13 protein-coding genes are annotated in these 15629 nt (G+C 65.1%); 3 read left to right on the top strand and 10 right to left on the bottom strand.

What is annotated here, in order from left to right:
• Positions 1–35: 35 nt before the first annotated feature.
• The 5 genes from coaD to AC07VH_RS22710 all read right to left on the bottom strand — a co-directional run bounded on the left by coaD (position 36) and on the right by AC07VH_RS22710 (position 5563).
• Entirely contained in the window at positions 36–1193 is a 1158-nt protein-coding gene (coaD, locus tag AC07VH_RS22690) for a pantetheine-phosphate adenylyltransferase (protein WP_494789043.1), read from the bottom strand.
• Positions 1194–1287: 94 nt separating this feature from the next.
• The gene (locus AC07VH_RS22695; RefSeq protein WP_475416850.1) at positions 1288–2622 is read right to left on the bottom strand and encodes an ATP-binding protein; all 1335 of its coding nucleotides are present in this window, start codon (positions 2620–2622) and stop codon (positions 1288–1290) included.
• Between the two features lie 2 nt (positions 2623–2624).
• The gene (locus AC07VH_RS22700) at positions 2625–3284 is read right to left on the bottom strand and encodes a response regulator (protein ID WP_034750756.1); all 660 of its coding nucleotides are present in this window, start codon (positions 3282–3284) and stop codon (positions 2625–2627) included.
• Between the two features lie 31 nt (positions 3285–3315).
• Complete coding sequence (locus AC07VH_RS22705) at positions 3316–4827, bottom strand: Do family serine endopeptidase (RefSeq protein ID WP_475416812.1); 1512 nt, start codon at positions 4825–4827, stop codon at positions 3316–3318.
• A gap of 259 nt (positions 4828–5086) precedes the next feature.
• On the bottom strand, positions 5087–5563 hold the full coding sequence (locus AC07VH_RS22710; RefSeq protein ID WP_494789044.1) for an Hsp20 family protein: 477 nt from the start codon (positions 5561–5563) through the stop codon (positions 5087–5089).
• Between the two features lie 223 nt (positions 5564–5786).
• On the opposite strand from AC07VH_RS22710, the gene AC07VH_RS22715 reads away from it, so the two are divergent.
• Both AC07VH_RS22715 and AC07VH_RS22720 read left to right on the top strand, forming a co-directional pair.
• Positions 5787–7670, top strand: a complete 1884-nt coding sequence (locus tag AC07VH_RS22715) for a M61 family metallopeptidase (protein WP_494789045.1) — start codon at positions 5787–5789, stop codon at positions 7668–7670.
• 70 nt (positions 7671–7740) lie between these two features.
• Complete coding sequence (locus AC07VH_RS22720) at positions 7741–8091, top strand: hypothetical protein (protein WP_034783462.1); 351 nt, start codon at positions 7741–7743, stop codon at positions 8089–8091.
• Positions 8092–8289: 198 nt separating this feature from the next.
• Here the strand turns inward: AC07VH_RS22720 and AC07VH_RS22725 are convergent, their stop codons facing one another.
• The 4 genes from AC07VH_RS22725 to imuA form a co-directional block, all read right to left on the bottom strand.
• Positions 8290–9048: an alpha/beta hydrolase family protein gene (locus tag AC07VH_RS22725; protein WP_494789046.1), complete on the bottom strand. Its 759-nt coding sequence runs from the start codon at positions 9046–9048 to the stop codon at positions 8290–8292.
• Positions 9049–9128: 80 nt separating this feature from the next.
• Positions 9129–9833: a glutathione S-transferase N-terminal domain-containing protein gene (locus tag AC07VH_RS22730; protein WP_475416816.1), complete on the bottom strand. Its 705-nt coding sequence runs from the start codon at positions 9831–9833 to the stop codon at positions 9129–9131.
• An 81-nt stretch (positions 9834–9914) separates the two neighbouring features.
• Positions 9915–11402 (bottom strand): Y-family DNA polymerase, encoded by a 1488-nt coding sequence (locus tag AC07VH_RS22735; RefSeq protein WP_494789047.1) that lies wholly within the window; start codon positions 11400–11402, stop codon positions 9915–9917.
• Complete coding sequence (imuA, locus tag AC07VH_RS22740; RefSeq protein ID WP_494789048.1) at positions 11332–12042, bottom strand: translesion DNA synthesis-associated protein ImuA; 711 nt, start codon at positions 12040–12042, stop codon at positions 11332–11334. Before imuA ends, AC07VH_RS22735 begins: the two co-directional genes overlap by 71 nt.
• 206 nt (positions 12043–12248) lie before the next feature.
• On the opposite strand from imuA, the gene AC07VH_RS22745 reads away from it, so the two are divergent.
• Positions 12249–13514, top strand: a complete 1266-nt coding sequence (locus AC07VH_RS22745; protein WP_070310952.1) for a putative Na+/H+ antiporter — start codon at positions 12249–12251, stop codon at positions 13512–13514.
• A gap of 51 nt (positions 13515–13565) precedes the next feature.
• Here AC07VH_RS22745 and AC07VH_RS22750 read toward each other — a convergent pair whose 3' ends face one another.
• Complete coding sequence (locus AC07VH_RS22750; RefSeq protein ID WP_494789049.1) at positions 13566–15599, bottom strand: GNAT family N-acetyltransferase; 2034 nt, start codon at positions 15597–15599, stop codon at positions 13566–13568.
• Positions 15600–15629: the final 30 nt, after the last annotated feature.

Genomic DNA, 15629 nt, shown 5'->3' on the forward strand with positions numbered 1-15629 from the left:
CAGACCAAGGCCGCCGCCACGCCGGCGGCGTGACATCATGCACGCGAGTGCGCCGCCAGCGCCGCGATCTCCTTCTGCATGTTGTCGATGGCCCGCTCGTTGTACTGGTCGGCGAAATACGCATCGCCAAACAGCTGGCCCGCCTGTGCCTTGGCGCACAGATGCTGCAGGGCCAGGCCCCGCTGTTCGTTGAAACGCGCGGGGTCCACGTGCGCGTATTCGCGGACGATGGCTTGCGTATACGCCAGGTACACCTCCTCATCCTGGCCCAGGATGGCCAGGTCGGCGCTGAGCATGGCGTCCTTCAGCGCGTGGCTGATGCCGGGACCCTGGAAATGGTCGGTGGCGCGTATCAATTGCGCCACATCCTGATTATCGCCCGCATCGAGGCCGCTGGCCAGCCATAGCTGGGCACTGGCCTCTTCGCTCGAATACAGGGCGTCTTCGTCGTGGCTGTAGACGGCGTCGTGGAACCAGAACGCCTTCTTGACCAACGCGCTGTCGCGCTTGGGCGCATAGGTATTGTCGGCCCACACGCGGATCTCGGACAGGCCATGCACCAGGTGGTCGAGGTTGTGATAGTGGCGGTCCACGCCGCCGTACGCCTGCGGTCCCGTCAGGTGCGCGAACCAGTGGTCAAACAGGGCGATGTCCGCTGGCGAGGCGGTGGCGTAGTGCCACAGCACTTCCCACTCCTTGCGCAGGCAGTCGAGTATCCACGCCTGGTAGGCCGGGCCGGGGACGAATTTCTTCATGGTCCAGTTCCAGCCGACGGGCCCTTCCAGCGCCTTGACGAAGCTGGAACTGACGGAACCGAGGTCGCGCGGCGGCATGACGAAGATCGTCTTGGCGCCCTGCAACACGTCCACATTGGTTTGCTGGATCAGGTTTTCATAGTCGAAATCGGCCGTCGTGCGGATGCCGCGGATCAGGTAGTCGCAGCCATGCTTTTTCGCCGCGCGCGCCGTGTAGTCGCCCTTGACGATGACCACCTGCACATTCTCCCAGCCGCACTCGCGCGCGCTCTGCTCGATGATGCGCTTGCGGTCTTCGGCGGGAAATTGGGGACGCTTGGCGGGGTTTTGCGACAGGAACACGATCACCTCGTCGGCGAGCGAACGCGCCTCGCCGATCACCCACATGTGGCCGTTGGTGATGGGATCGAGGGTTCCTGAAAAGCCGATCTTCTGCATGCTGCGCTCCGTTTGCTTGATTGCTTATTGCGCAGACAATATATGCCAGCGGCGCGCGCGTCAATGCAACATGCCAAGGATCATGATCAAAACGTTATTTTTTTACGGCTTGCGGGAATTCCACGCGCACGCACAGGCCGCCCAGGCGCTCGGATTTGTCGAGCACCAGGCGCGCGCCATGGCGTTCGGCGATGGCCTTGATGATGGCCAGCCCCAGGCCGCTGCCATTGGCATCCGTGCCGGGCACGCGGTAGAAGCGGCTGAAGACGCGCTCGCGCTCCTCGGGCGGGATGCCCGGGCCGCTGTCTTCCACCGATAAGGTCACGCCGACGGGGCTGGCGCGCAGGTCGATGTCGACCGTGCCGCCCTGCGGCGTGTACTTGATGGCGTTGTCGACCAGATTGCGCAGCATGATGTTGAGCGCGTCGGCCTGGCCGGCGACGCTGGCCGCATCCATGTGGTGCAGGCCCAGGTCGATCTTGCGCGCCTGCGCGATGCCGGCCATGTCGCCCAGCGCGCGCTTGACGACGTCGTTCAAATCCACCGCCTGCAGCTGGTCGCCGCTGGCGGCGCTCGCTTCCTGGCGCGCCAGCACCAGCAATTGCTCGACCAGGCGCGTGGCCCGCTCGATGCCGGCGCTCACGCGGGAAATGGCCAGGCTGCGCTTTTCTGCCGATTCGGCCCGCTCCAGGCTCAACACCTGCAGCTTCAAGGCCGCCAGCGGCGTGCGCAATTCATGCGCGGCGTCGGCAACGAAATGCTGCTGCGCGTCGAACGCCGTTTTGACACGGCCGAACAAAAGATTGAGCTCATGCACGAGCGGGCGCACTTCGTCGGGCAAGCCCGCTTCCGAGACGGGCGACAGATCGTCCGCCTGGCGCGCCGCCACCTGCTTGCGCACGCGCGAGACGGGCGCCAGCGAACCGCTGACGACCCACCAGACCACCAGCATCAGGATAGGCGCCATCAGCGCGATGGGGCCGACCGTGCGCAGCGCCAGGCTGCCGGCCATGCGCTTGCGCACGGCCATGTCCTGGGCGATCTGCACCGTCTGGGAACTGGTTTGCACGGAAAAGATGCGGTAGGTGGTGCCGTTGGCCTTCACATTCGAAAAGCCCAGCACGGCGCGTTGCGGCAGTTCCGCGCGCGTGATCGAACGGAACACCTGCACGCCGTCCGGCGTCCACACCTGCACCACCATGTCATTGTTGACAGGGTCGGCCGGCAAGGCTTGCGCGTGGTTGGCCAGCGGCGCGCCCGAGCGCAGCGACAGGGCCATCTGCTGCATGTGATAGTCGAAAATCTGGTCGGCGTCGTACAGGGCGCTGCGGTAGGCGATCGAGGCCTGCGCCAGGGCCGCCATGATGATGGCCGCCAGCAAGAACCACAGCAGGCGGCCGCGCAGCGAGTGCGTCACCGTGACCTTCATCCTCATGCCTTGGGCACCATGTAGCCGAGGCCGCGCACGTTCTGGATCAAGTCGCTGCCCAGCTTCTTGCGCAAGCCGTGGATATACACTTCCACGGCATTGCTGTTGACTTCATCCTTCCAGCTGTACAGCTTTTCTTCCAGCTGCGCGCGCGACAGCACGATGCCGGGGCGCGCGATCAGCGCTTCTAGCACGGCCCATTCGCGCGCCGACAGGTTGACGGGATGGCCTTCGGCAATCACTTCGCGCGTCAGCGGATTGATGGAGACGCCCTGGTGTTCGAAGACCGGTTCCGGCCGCCCCGAGGCGCGCCGCAGCAAGGCGCGGATGCGCGCCAGCAGTTCGTCGAGGTCATACGGTTTTAATACGTAATCGTCGGCGCCCGCATCGAGGCCGGCGATGCGCTGCTCGATGGCGTCGCGCGCCGTGGCTACCAGCACAGGCGTGTCGAGCTTGCGCAAGCGCATCGAGCGCAGCACGTCGAGGCCATCCTTGCGCGGCAAGCCCAGGTCCAGCAGCACCAGGTCATAGGTCTGCGTCTGCAGGGCCGTATCGGCCATGTCGCCATCCTTGACCCAGTCCACCGCGTAATGCTCGGCGCGCAGCAAGTCAAGCACCACTTCGCCGATCATCGTGTCGTCTTCTACCAGCAATAAGCGCATGGTTTGCCTCTCTATCTCGTTATTCTTGTACTCAACCCAAACGCACGGGGATGAAGATCTTGTCCGGGCCCCGCTGTATCAGCAAGGCCACCGACTTGGCGGATTTTTCCACCACGTCGCGCACCTGCTCGACCGTGTTGACGGGACGGCCATTCACCGACAATAGCACGTCGCCCGGCTGCACTCCGGCATTCGCGGCGGCGCCGCCCGCGTCTTCCACCAGCAGGCCGGCGCTGATGCCCGCCTCGCGTTTTTCATCCGATTGTAACGGACGCAGGGCCAGGCCCAGTTTTACCTTGCCGGCGGCGCTGTCGCTCTTCGCCACTTCGGCCACCTTGTCGGCCGCATTGCCCAGGGTTGCCGTCAGGCTGACAATCTTGCCGTCACGCCAGACATCCATGGTGATCTTGTCGCCTGGCAAGGAAGTCCCCACCAGCGCCGGCAAGTCGGCCGAGCCGATGATGCGCTGGCCATTCACCTTGCGCACGACGTCGCCCGATTTCAGGCCCGCCTTGTCGGCCGGGCTGCCCCGCTCGACGTTGGCCACCAGCGCGCCTTCCGGCGTGGCCAGCTTGAACGAGTCGGCAAAGCCCTGGTTGACTTCCTGCACCGTCACGCCCAGCTTGGCATGGCTGGCCTTGCCCGTGGCGACGATCTGGTCCTTGATGCGGCCGGCCAGGTCGATCGGGATGGCGAACGACAGGCCCTGGAAACCGCCCGTCTGGCTGTAGATCTGCGAATTGATGCCGACCACTTCGCCGCGCGTGTTGAACAGGGGACCGCCCGAGTTGCCGGGGTTGACCGCCACGTCCGTCTGAATGAACGGCACGTTGCTGTCGTCGGGCAGGGAACGGCCCTTGGCGCTGACGACGCCGGCCGTCACCGTGCTGTCGAAACCGTAGGGCGAACCGATGGCCAGCACCCACTCGCCCACTTTCAGGTCGCTCGAATGGCCGAGCGGCACGACGGGCAGGTTGTTGGCGTCGATCTTCAGCACGGCGATATCCGTCTTCGGATCCGTGCCGAGCACCTTGGCACGGAATTCGCGGCGGTCGTTCAGCTTGACGGTCACTTCGCGCGCATCGCGCACCACGTGGGCGTTCGTCATGATGACGCCGTCGGGGCTGACGATGAAGCCGGAACCGAGGCCGTGCGTGGGCACGTCGCGGCCACCGCGCTGTCCGCCTTGCGGGCCCTGGAAGCGGCGGAAGAATTCGAAGAAGGGGTCGTTGCCGAAGTCGTCGTTGCCGGCCTGGGCCGATGGGTCGTAGGCCACCTTGGTGCTGCCCGTGACGCTGATGTTGACGACGGCCGGGCTGTTGCGCGCGGCGATCTGGCTAAAGTCGGGCAAGGCCACCAGCGGCGCGCTGGCGGCAGGCGCCACGGCGGCAGCCACCGGGGCTGCGGGCGCAGCGGCGGCATTCGCGCCGGCATTGTTCTGATGCACCACCATGGCGCCGCCGGCGCCCAGCACACCGATCGCGGCCAGCGCGGCTACGGTGCGTTTGATTTTCAGGGATGCGGTATTCGTTTGCTGTTCCATGAATTGCTCCTCATTTAATGAGATTTTGATGTATGCAATAGTGGGCCACGAGTCTTAGGCGGTGCTTAACATTTTTCCATTTGGAAACAGGCATTTGCGCCTTTAAGCGGGGTTTAATCTTGCGCGCTCCGCGCACCTCGCATGGCGGGCGATAAAGGGCCCGAACGGGCGCCGGACGTGACACTGGCCGGATCAACCGGCCAGTATTTTACTGCATGGGAGAGGTTAGCCCGAGCGCCCGAGGGGCGCCGCGATCAGATCAGGCCGCCTGGCGCTGTTCCAGCGCATTCACATTCGCGGCCGTGGCGATGGTGTCGCCGCCGCTGCCGATCTCGATCTTGCGCGGTTTCAGCGCTTCCGGCACTTCACGCACCAGGTCGATGGTCAGCATGCCGTTTTCAAACGTGGCGCCCGTGACCTTCACGTGGTTGGCCAGCTGGAAACGCTGTTCGAAATCGCGGGCAGCGATGCCGCGGTGCAAGAAAGTACGCTCGACGCCATCTTTCTGCTTGCGGCCCGTGACGTGCAGCGAGTCGCGTTCGGTGATGATGTCGATCTCTTCGCGCGAGAAGCCGGCCAATGCCATCACGATGCGGTACTTGTCTTCCGACACCAGTTCGATGTTGTATGGGGGATAGCTCGGTTGCGCATCGGCGCGCTGTTCGTTGAGCAGCTGTGCCAGGCGGTCGAAGCCGATGGCGGAACGGTACAGGGGAGCAAGGTCAAAAGTACGCATGATAAATATCCTTTTCAAATGAAGCGATAAGAGGGGCGGACCTCACCGTGAGCATCCGCCTGTTACCGATATACGGCCTCTCCAGTCCCTTTCAAGGCCTTGAAATTGGCGTAAAACGCCCCAGACGGCCCAAAATTTGTAAGAAATTTTTACAGAATGCTAGACTTCCCGTTTGCCATTCCCGCCCCCGCCCCGTCCCATGCCCCGCTCCATGCCCCGCTCCATGCCCTATTCCCGCGCCGTCCTGTCCCTGTCCTTCTCGCTTCTCATTTCCGCAGTGGCCCAGGCCGCCGCACTTGGCGCCGCCCCCATCGTGCTGCAGGTGGACGCCAGCAATGTGGCGCAGCAACTGTTCAGCATCCGCGCAAGCATTCCCGCCGCGCCCGGCAAGCTGACCTTGCTGTATCCGCAATGGGTACCGGGCAACCACGGCCCCAGCGGCCCGCTGAACCAGCTGGCCGGCCTGCGCCTGTCCGCCAACGGCGCGCCCCTGGAGTGGCGGCGCGACCCCGTCAACATGTTCGCCTTCCACCTCGACGTGCCGGCCGGCGCCACGGCCGTGGAAGCGCAATACCAGTTCCTCTCGCCCGTCGACACGAGCCAGGGCCGCATCACCATGACGAGCGCCATGCTGGGCGTGCAATGGCATGCGATGACCCTGTATCCGGCCGGGCGCGCCGCGCGCGACATCCTCGTGCAGCCCAGCCTGACCCTGCCAGCCGGCTGGGAATTTGCCAGCGCCCTGGAAGTGCGCGCGCGGGCGGCCACGCCGGCCAGCCAGCAAGTCGATTTCGAAGCGCTGGACCTCGACACCCTGGTCGACTCGCCCGTCTTCGCGGGGCGCCATTTCGAGCGCATCGACCTCGACCCGGGCGCCAAAATCCCCGTGCACCTGAACGTAATGGCCGACGGCGCCGACAGCCTGGAGGCGACGCCGCAGCAAGTCGAGCAACACCGGGCCATGCTGCAGCAAGCCTACAAATTGTTCGGCGCGCGCCACTACCGCCACTATGATTTCCTGCTGGCCTTGAGCGACGAGTTCGGCGGCATCGGCCGCGAACACCTGCAGTCGAGCGAAAACGGCGTCAAGCCCGGTTATTTCAGCGAGTGGGACAAGAACGAGGCGGGCCGCGTGCTGCTGCCGCACGAGCTGGTGCACTCGTGGAACGGCAAGTTCCGCCGCCCCGCCGGCCAGGACACGCCGGATTTCAATACGCCGCTGCAAAACAGCCTGCTGTGGGTCTACGAAGGCCAGACGCAATACTGGGGCAATGTGCTGGCGGCCCGCTCCGGCCTGGTGGCCCCGGCCCACATGCGCGACCTGTTCGCTGCGACGGCGGCCCATTACGACGTCATGCCCGGGCGCAGCTGGCGCACCATGCAGGATACGACGAACGACCCCATCATCAATGGCCGGCGCCCCATAGCCTGGAGCAGCTGGCAGCGCGACGAGGATTACTATATGGAAGGCGCGCTGGTCTGGCTCGACGTCGACACCACCATCCGCGCACTGTCGGGCGAGCGTCGCTCGCTGGACGACTTCGCCCGCAGTTTCTTTGGCATGCAGGATGGCAGCACCACGCCCCTGCCCTACACCTTCGAGGATGTGGTGGCGGCCCTGAACGCCGTGCAGCCGCACGACTGGGCCGCCTTCCTGCGCACGCGTCTCGACGGCCACGGCCCCGGCGCACCGCTGGACGGCCTGGCCCGCGCCGGCTGGAAACTCGTCTACCGCGACACGCCGACGCCGTTCATGAAAGCGAATGAAGAGCACGGCGAGAGTACGGACCTGACGTACTCTTTGGGATTGACGATCGACAAGGACGGCAAGCTGGGCAAGCTGCTGTGGGATGGCCCCGCCTTCCGGGCGGGTTTGTCGGGCAACACGACCTTGCTCGCCGTGAATGGCACGGCTTATACGCCCAAGCTGCTGAAGGCGGCCATCCAGGCGGCCAAGGCCAGCCCGCAGCCGATCAACTTGCTGGTCAGAAAGGGCAAGCAATTCCAGACGGTAGCGCTCGACTACCACGGCGGCTTGCGCTACCCGCAGCTGGAGCGCATCGCCGGCACGCGCGACCGCCTGTCGGCCATCCTGCAGGCGCGCTGAGGCGGAGATTGCCCGGTGATTTTGCGCCGCGCGCCCTATGCGGGGCCGGCTTTTGGTGTATGCTGACGGCATGAACAATGACACCGACATCCAGCTCAGCGGCCCCTTCAAGGCCACCGACGGCTCCGGCCGTGCCCACGACATCAAGGCCATCCGCATCTTCGACGAAGGCTATGGCATCATCGACGTCTACGTCGATTTCGCCGCCCCGCTCGAAGCGGGCGCCTATAAGGACAAGACCCTGGTCGGCCACATCCTGGCCCGCCTGCGCAGCCTCGGCTACGTAGGCCCCGACTTCGGCCACGGCGACCTGGGCTTGCAAGACAAGAAACTGATCGTCCTGGAAGCGCCGGAGGAATTTTCCGCCTTTGCCGTGAGCAAGGGCTGGAAGGATTTATCCGCCGAATTTGACGAAGACTGAGAACACCTGACCAAATCTACTGCGCGTCGCGCTTTGCGGCCGGCGATGCTCACCGTGCTTTAGCACGGCTGCGCTTCTCGACCACAAATCACTGCCGCTCGCTACGATTTTGTCAGGTGTTGTAAAGTACCAATAGTATCCGCGCCGCGCCAGCTTCTGCTGACGCGGCGTTTTTCATGGGCGACCGCTTAGTTCAGCTTAGTTGATATAGCGCGCGCTCCAGGCGGCGATCACATTGGCGACATAGGCGGCATCATTGCGCCCCGTCAACAGGTGGTCGGCATCGTCGAGCGAGACGAAGCTTTTCGGGTGCTTGGCGGCCGTAAAGATATCCATCGCGTTCGACAGGCTCACCGTCGTGTCGTTCGGCGCGTGCATCACCAGCAGGGCGCGGCGCAGGCCGGCGATGTGGTCTTTCAAGCTGTGGCTGCCCGCGTCGTCGACGAATTGCTGGCGGATGCGGAACGGCCGTCCTTCCAGCTGTACCAGCGCCTCGCCCTCGGCGGCGATCTGCTCCAGGTGGTCGCTGAACATGCGCGTGACATACGCGGGCGTGCTCGGCGCGGCCAGGGTGGCAATGGCGGCTGCTTCCGGCACGTGCGCGGCCGCGGCCAGCACGGCGGCGCCGCCCAGGCTGTGGCCGATCAGCAATTGCGGCGCAGCATGTCTGGCCCGCAGGAAATCGGCCGCAGCGATCAAATCGTCCACGTTCGACGAGAAATTCGTGGCGGCAAACTCGCCTTCACTGGCGCCCAGTCCCGTGAAGTCGAAGCGCAGCACGGCGATGCCGTGTTCCGTCAAGCCTTGCGCGATGCGCCGCGCGGCCAGCACATCCTTGCCGCAGGTAAAGCAGTGGGCGAACAGCGCATAGGCGCGGATGGCGCCGTCGGGCGCGTCGAGCCGCGCCGCCAGCACATGGCCGTGGGCGCCGGGAAAATCTTGCCGGGTGGATTTCATTGTCTCAGATCAAAGCTGCCGCGCAGGGCGGCCGAAGGCGCATTGTAGCGCCGCCCGGCCGCCGCCGCAGTTGGCCAACCTTATCCGCGCTGCGGGATGTCGATCCCCTTGATGACGGCGGGACGGGCAAGGAACGCGTCCAGCGCGCGCCGCACGTTCGGGAAATTATCAAAACCGACCAGGTCGCCCGCGCCATAGAAACCCACGAGGCAGCGCACCCACGGGAAGATGGCGATGTCGGCAATCGTGTACTGACTGCCCATGATCCAGTCGCGGCCCTGCAGACGCTGTTCCAGCACGCCCAGCAGGCGCTTCGCTTCGCCCAGATAGCGCTCGAGCGGACGCTTGTCTTCGTATTCCTTGCCGGCGAATTTGTGGAAGAAACCCACCTGGCCGAACATGGGGCCGATACCGCCCATCTGGAACATCAGCCATTGGATGGTTTCGTAGCGCAGGCCCGCGTCCTGCGGCAGGAACTTGCCCGTCTTTTCGGCCAGGTACAGCAGGATGGCGCCCGACTCGAACAGGGCCAGCGGCTTGCCGTCAGGACCGTCCGGGTCGAGGATGGCGGGAATCTTGTTGTTCGGATTGAGGGACAGGAAGGCGGGCGACAGCTGGTCGTTCTGCTCGAAGCTGACCAGGTGCGGCTCGTACGCCAGGCCCAGCTCTTCCAGCAGGATCGAGACCTTGATGCCGTTCGGCGTCGGCAGCGAGTACAGCTGCAGGCGCTCGGGGTGCCGGGCAGGCCATTTTTGGGTGATGGGAAAATCGGAAAGCGGTGTCATGGATATCCTTCATTTCAATTAAAGACGCGGCGCAAGAAAGCAAGTATAGCCAAGCATGGCAGTTTCAGCAGGACAGCGCCTTCAGCCAAACAAGCCATGCAAAAACCAGCGCGGCGCGGCGTCTTCGCCGCTGCCGGCGATGCGTTCGCGGTAGACCCAGTAATGGGCGTGGTCGCGGCCTTCCGCAATAAAATAATCGCGCGCCTGCGACTGGCCCCACCAGCCCGCCTCGATGCGTTCGGCAACGGACACCATTTTCAGGGGCGAGCCATAGAAGGGCCGGTGCTCACGCATCAGGAGGGCGATGGGCTGGGCCAGCAGCCAGGCGGGACGGGGCATGCCGGGCAAGCCGGGCGGCAAGTCGGGCAGCGCGTTTTTTCCAGCCGGCTTGGTCGGCAGAGGCAGCCACCGGTTGGCCGCTTCGGGGCGGTAATCGGCGCGCGGCGCGGCCTGCAGGACATTGTCCATGCCCAGGCGCGCCACCAGCAATTCCAGCAAGCGCTGGCGCTCCTGCGGCGTGCCGCCCGGCTCGGGGAACAGGCTATCGCTGGGCGGCGCCATCGGCTGCACCTGCAGCGCTTCCAGGGTCAGGCCGATCACGGGCGCGTCCAGCGCCAGCTGCGCCAGGCGCTCCTTGAGCAGGCGCACCAGGTGCTCGTCGCGCCAGACGGCCTCGCCCAGCGCCAGGTCGATGACGGTGGGCGGGCGCGCCACCCTGCCCCGCTCGTGCGCCAGCAGCAGCTGTATGCGCTCGACGGCGAATTGCCGCGCGCACAGCCAGCCCGTCATCTGCTGCAGCAGGCGGCGCGCGCCGAACAGCAGCGCGTCGGCGTGCTCGACGCGGTCGAACAGTTCCAGGCTGGCGCGGAACGTGGGCGGCGCTTCGAGCCAGACGAACAGTTCCGTGCTGTGGCCATGCGCGTCGTCGAGCATGTCCAGCAAGGCCCCGCCGCAACGGCGCTGCAGGCCGGGCCGGGGCAAGTGGCGCAGCTGCCCCAGAGTGCGGCAGCCGATGCCCTCGAACCAGTCGAGCCAGGGGCGCGCGGGCGGCAGCAAGGCGCACGGCAGGCCGTCGAGGCGGCGCACCAGGCTGGCCATGCTCAAGGTCCGGCCCCGGCGCGTTCCAGCGCGCGCCAGCAGCCAGGCGCCGCGCGCCGTGGGGGCGCACGACAGCTGGGCCGTGTAGCCGAGTGCGCGCAAGCTGGCCGCGATGTGCCGGCACAGGGCGCGCACGCCGCCGAACAGGCGCAGGCTGGCGCCCGCGTCGACCAGCAGGGTCGCTTCCTCGCCCTGCGCCACCAGCGGCGAATATTGCAGCAACGCCAGCGCCACCGCCTGCAGGGCCTGCGCCTCCAGCTCGGGCAAGCGTTCGTGCAAACGCGCCTGCGGCGCCAGCATCAGCGCGCCTGCGCGGCGCATGCCCGGCCGGATGCCGGCCGCCCGCGCCAGCGGCGACAGGGCCATCACTTGCTCCTGCTCCAGCACCACGCCGAGGCTGTCAGCCGACCAGCGCGGGCAAAACACTTCGAGCGGGAGCCGGGGCAGGTACAGGCCGATCCAGAGTCGCATGGCGCAGCAATAAAGAAGGAGGTTGCAGGGGCAGGAACAACGGCGCGTCGCGCTGCGGTCCCCGGCGCTTGATGAAGCCGATCTCGATGCCGCCGGCGGCCGGGCGCAAGGACAGGCGCAGCGGCGCCGGCGACGCATCCTGCGCGCCGTGCAGCGGGCGCAGCATGCAGAACAGGGTGTTGCCCGACTGCGCCGCCAGGTGCAGGCGGCGCAGGCTGTCGGCGCGCACGTGCGATTGCCAGAACAGCAGGGCGCCGCACGTGCCGCTGCGCAAGATGTTTTCTGCCGCCCACAAGGCATCCTTGCTGCCGGCGCTTTTGAGCCACAGCAATTGCGACGGCGCCAGCCCCTGCGCGGCCAGGGCCAGCGCCTGCGGCGGATGGGGCGGCTGCAGCAGCACGATGGGCAAGCCCGGCAGCTGCGCCAGCGCGGGCGCCAGCAGCCGCAATTCGCCGCTGCCCGGCTGCTGCACCAGCAGATCGATGAGGCTGCCGCTGGGCCAGCCGCCGCCGGGCAGCTGCGCCGACAGGGCGGCAAAGCCCGTGTCCAGGCAGCGCGCGGCGCCCTGGCCCAGCTGCGATGCGCGCCATAAAGACGGGTGCAAGGCTTCCGGCGACGCCATCAATTGGGAATGTTGCATAATTGAATATGAAGATGAATACTGTATGCATATACAGTACTATCCAGCCCTGCTTTTGGCAAGGCTTATCTGCCAGATGGCGTGCCCGGGGCCGCTCCGCCATGTCCGAAAAACCCCGTTTCCCGCATCGATTGCTGTACCATAAGCACTCTCCTTACCGCTCGGCAATGCACCGGGCGGCTTCCTCCGTCCATAAGGAAACGCATTTGACCACCATCCAAATTATCAGCGCCATCGTCTTCGGCCTTGCGCTCATCCACACCTTCGCCGCCAAGTCGTTTGAGACATTATCGCGGCGCCACCCCCGCCATGCGGGCTTGCTGCACTTGCTGGGCGAAGTGGAAGTCGTGTTCGGCTTCTGGGCCTTCATCCTGATCATCATCATGGCCTTTGTCTCGGGCAGCGATGCGGCCATCGAGTATGCCGAGTCGCGCCATTACACGGAACCGCTGTTCGTCTTCGTCGTCATGGTCGTGGCCGCCTCGCGCCCCGTGCTGGACGCCGTGCAGCGCCTGTTGAAAGGCGTGGCGCGCGTGATGCCGCTGCGCACGGAACTGGCCCTCGTCTGGCTGGGCCTGGCGCTCGTGCCCCTGACGGGCTCCCTGATCACGGAACCGGCCGCCATGACCCTGGCAGCGCTGATGCTGGCGCCGCAAATCTTTCGTCCGGGCATCCCTGAATGGCTGAAATACGGCGCCTTGGGCGTGCTGTTCGTCAACGTTTCCATCGGCGGCACCCTCACCTCGTATGCGGCGCCGCCCGTGCTGATGGTGGCCACCACGTGGAACTGGGACAGCGCCTTCATGGCCACCCATTTCGGCTGGAAAGCCGCCATCGCCGTGCTGGTCAACGCCACGGGCGTGAGCATTTTGCTGCGCAAATATCTGCACAGCAACACCTCCGACATCAAGCCGAAGGCCGGCGAAGTCGAAGCGCCGAAAGTGCCGCTGGCCGTCAGCCTGGTGCACATGATCGTGCTGGCCGGCGTCGTGACCCTGGCGCACCATCCCGTGCTGTTCATCGGCCTGTTCCTGTTCTTCCTCGGCTTCGTGCAGGCGTATGAGCGCTATCAAAGCCCGCTGATCCTCAAGGAAGGTTTATTGGTCGGCTTCTTCCTCGGCGGCCTGGTGGTACTGGGCGGTATGCAGCAATGGTGGCTGCAGCCCATCGTTTCCAGCCTGAAACCGCTGGCCCTGTTCTTCGGCGCCCTGGGCTTGACGGCGATCACGGACAATGCAGCCCTCACTTACCTCGGTTCGCTGATCGTCGGCATGACGGACGAAGCGAAATACATGCTGATGGCGGGCGCCGTGGCCGGCGGCGGCCTGACCGTCATCGCCAATGCGCCGAACCCGGCCGGCGTGGCCCTGCTGCGCCGCGGCTTCAAGGATGAATCGATCGGCGCCGTCGGCCTGCTGGCGGGCGCCCTGCTGCCGACGGCCGTGGCGGGCCTGGCCTTCCTGGCCTTGTAAGCGGCATCACGGGGCGGCTGCCGGCCGCCCCTGTTCTCCCTCAGTTACCCCTCAGTTACCCTCATACACGAGGAAATGCAGCCGGTCATAGAACAGGCTGTAGGCATAGTCGAACGTGCCCACGCTGCGAAAACCCTTGTGCAGGTACACTTGCAGCGCTTCGCTTTTTTCCCACACCGTCAGGGTGATGCGCGCACAGCCCTTGCGGCTGGCCAGGTCGCGGATTTCATGGAACATTTGCCGGAACAGGCCCTGGCCCCGGTATTTCTCGTCGATGGCCAGGCTGCTGACGAAACAGTCGTCGGCGCGCGCATGCGCCAGCACGAAGGCGTCATACGCATCGTCGAGCGCCTTCATGTCATCGCGGTAATATGACACGGCGCCGCAGGCCTGGAACTCGTCCATCGTCGCGGCCGTGAAAAAGCCGATGAAGCGGTCATCCTCGTCATGCAGGCCGTGGATGTGCGCCAGATACGGATCGATGTTCTGCCGCCGCTGCAATTCGACGAACTGCAGATTGAGTTTATTGCCGAACGAGCAATATTCCAGGTAGCTGGTGGCAAACAGCAATTTGGCCATGCGGTTCTTCGTCTCGTCGCCCAGCAGTTCGCCCGCCACCAGTTTGAGCGGCGCATGCGACAGCAAGCCCGCCTGCGCCTCGTCACCGGGCGGGGCAGCATCGCTGACGGCAGGCATGCGGCTGCCGTGGCGGCCGACGGTGGGGCGCCAGAAATTGCCGGCGGCAATATGCTGCGAACGGTGGGCCAGCAGGTAGCGGCAAAAGACGGCATTCACGCGGTCCAGCTGCGGGTCGTCCGACAGCACCGAGTAATAGTGGAAGTGATCGATGTCCGCCCGCAGCTGGGCCGCATACGCCATGCGCGGCACTTCCTCGATGTCGAACACGTCGACAATGTCGGGCAGGCGCAAGGGATCGTCGAGTTGCCAGTCGATGTCGGCCAGCCGCGCCACGCAGCACGCATACGCGCGCCGCTCTTCGTCGCTCAAGGGGATGTGCATGTCGGTAATGATATCGTCCAGCAGCCGCATGCCGCGGATGCCGCCCGCCACCGCTTCGCGCACGCCGTCGTACAGCACGCAATAGCGCTGGTAGAACTCGGCATGGCTGAGCAGGGTCACGCCCAGGTTTTTCTTCCATTCGGCATAGAACTGGCCGAACAGCTGCGCCTCGAATTGCGGACAGGAACGGGGAACCTGCGCAGCGATACCCGCATAGGCGAGGTTCACATTGCGCTGGATCACGCGCAGCGCGGCGTCGTTCTTCTTGGCGATCAGCATGCCCGTTTCATCGAGAAACAGATTCATCCAGCTGACATGCCGGCGCTCCTCGCCCTCGCCTTCCCCGCGCTGGAAATAATCGGGCACTTCCGGCTTCATCAGGAAAATCGTCGCCGGATTGTGCGGGATCGTATCGACATCCATGTACATGCCACCGTATTCGCACATGATGAGGATGCGGAAATAATCGGACAAGGTGGCGAAGTAGCGCTGCGTATGCAGGGTGTCGAGGATGTCGAAGCGGGCCGGTGCGAAATCGAGCGCCAGCGCGCGCAGCGAGTTGATGTGCAGGGTCGTGCCGCCGATGGCGTAGCGGCCTATCGTGTAACGCCCGGCGCCGCCCGTGGGGCTGAAGCGTTCGTCATTGCGCAGCTGCTGCGCATCCCACACCCACAGGATGGAGACATACGGCGCGCCGCCGTTGTGCCGCACTTCTTCCAGCGCCGCGCCCCACTGCCCGATCGCCTCGGCAGCGATGGCCGGCAGCGGTCCGCCCATCCAGATGCGGTGCAGGTAGCGCTCGTCGTCACCGAGGGCGCGCGTGGGGATGCAGCTGAGCGAGGAACAGCTTGCCGCATTGAAATGGTTGAAGTTCAGGCCGACGAAGCTGCGCAGGGCGGCGATGCCCGCCTGGTGTTCCGCGGCCAGTTGTTCCAGATCAATGCCAGGGGGCCGCATATCGGCCAGAGTGATGTAATCGAGCTTCAGCCGGTTGATGCGGAACTCGTATTCCAGGTTGAAAATCTTTGCTTGATCGTGTTTTGAGGCCAGGTCATCTATTTTCATGGGCGCACCATTTTCCGCAGGAGAGTGTCA

Source organism: Janthinobacterium sp. GW821-FHT03C10 (assembly GCF_059420865.1).

Coding starts and splice junctions, on each gene's coding strand:
- AC07VH_RS22720 (WP_034783462.1), top strand. CDS start 7,741: ATGAACAATGACACCGACATCCAGCTCAGCGGCCCCTTCAAGGCCACC.
- AC07VH_RS22695 (WP_475416850.1), bottom strand. CDS start 2,622: ATGAAGGTCACGGTGACGCACTCGCTGCGCGGCCGCCTGCTGTGGTTC.
- imuA (WP_494789048.1), bottom strand. CDS start 12,042: ATGCAACATTCCCAATTGATGGCGTCGCCGGAAGCCTTGCACCCGTCT.
- AC07VH_RS22730 (WP_475416816.1), bottom strand. CDS start 9,833: ATGACACCGCTTTCCGATTTTCCCATCACCCAAAAATGGCCTGCCCGG.
- AC07VH_RS22705 (WP_475416812.1), bottom strand. CDS start 4,827: ATGGAACAGCAAACGAATACCGCATCCCTGAAAATCAAACGCACCGTA.
- AC07VH_RS22725 (WP_494789046.1), bottom strand. CDS start 9,048: ATGAAATCCACCCGGCAAGATTTTCCCGGCGCCCACGGCCATGTGCTG.
- coaD (WP_494789043.1), bottom strand. CDS start 1,193: ATGCAGAAGATCGGCTTTTCAGGAACCCTCGATCCCATCACCAACGGC.
- AC07VH_RS22710 (WP_494789044.1), bottom strand. CDS start 5,563: ATGCGTACTTTTGACCTTGCTCCCCTGTACCGTTCCGCCATCGGCTTC.
- AC07VH_RS22700 (WP_034750756.1), bottom strand. CDS start 3,284: ATGCGCTTATTGCTGGTAGAAGACGACACGATGATCGGCGAAGTGGTG.
- AC07VH_RS22735 (WP_494789047.1), bottom strand. CDS start 11,402: ATGCGACTCTGGATCGGCCTGTACCTGCCCCGGCTCCCGCTCGAAGTG.
- AC07VH_RS22750 (WP_494789049.1), bottom strand. CDS start 15,599: ATGAAAATAGATGACCTGGCCTCAAAACACGATCAAGCAAAGATTTTC.
- AC07VH_RS22715 (WP_494789045.1), top strand. CDS start 5,787: ATGCCCTATTCCCGCGCCGTCCTGTCCCTGTCCTTCTCGCTTCTCATT.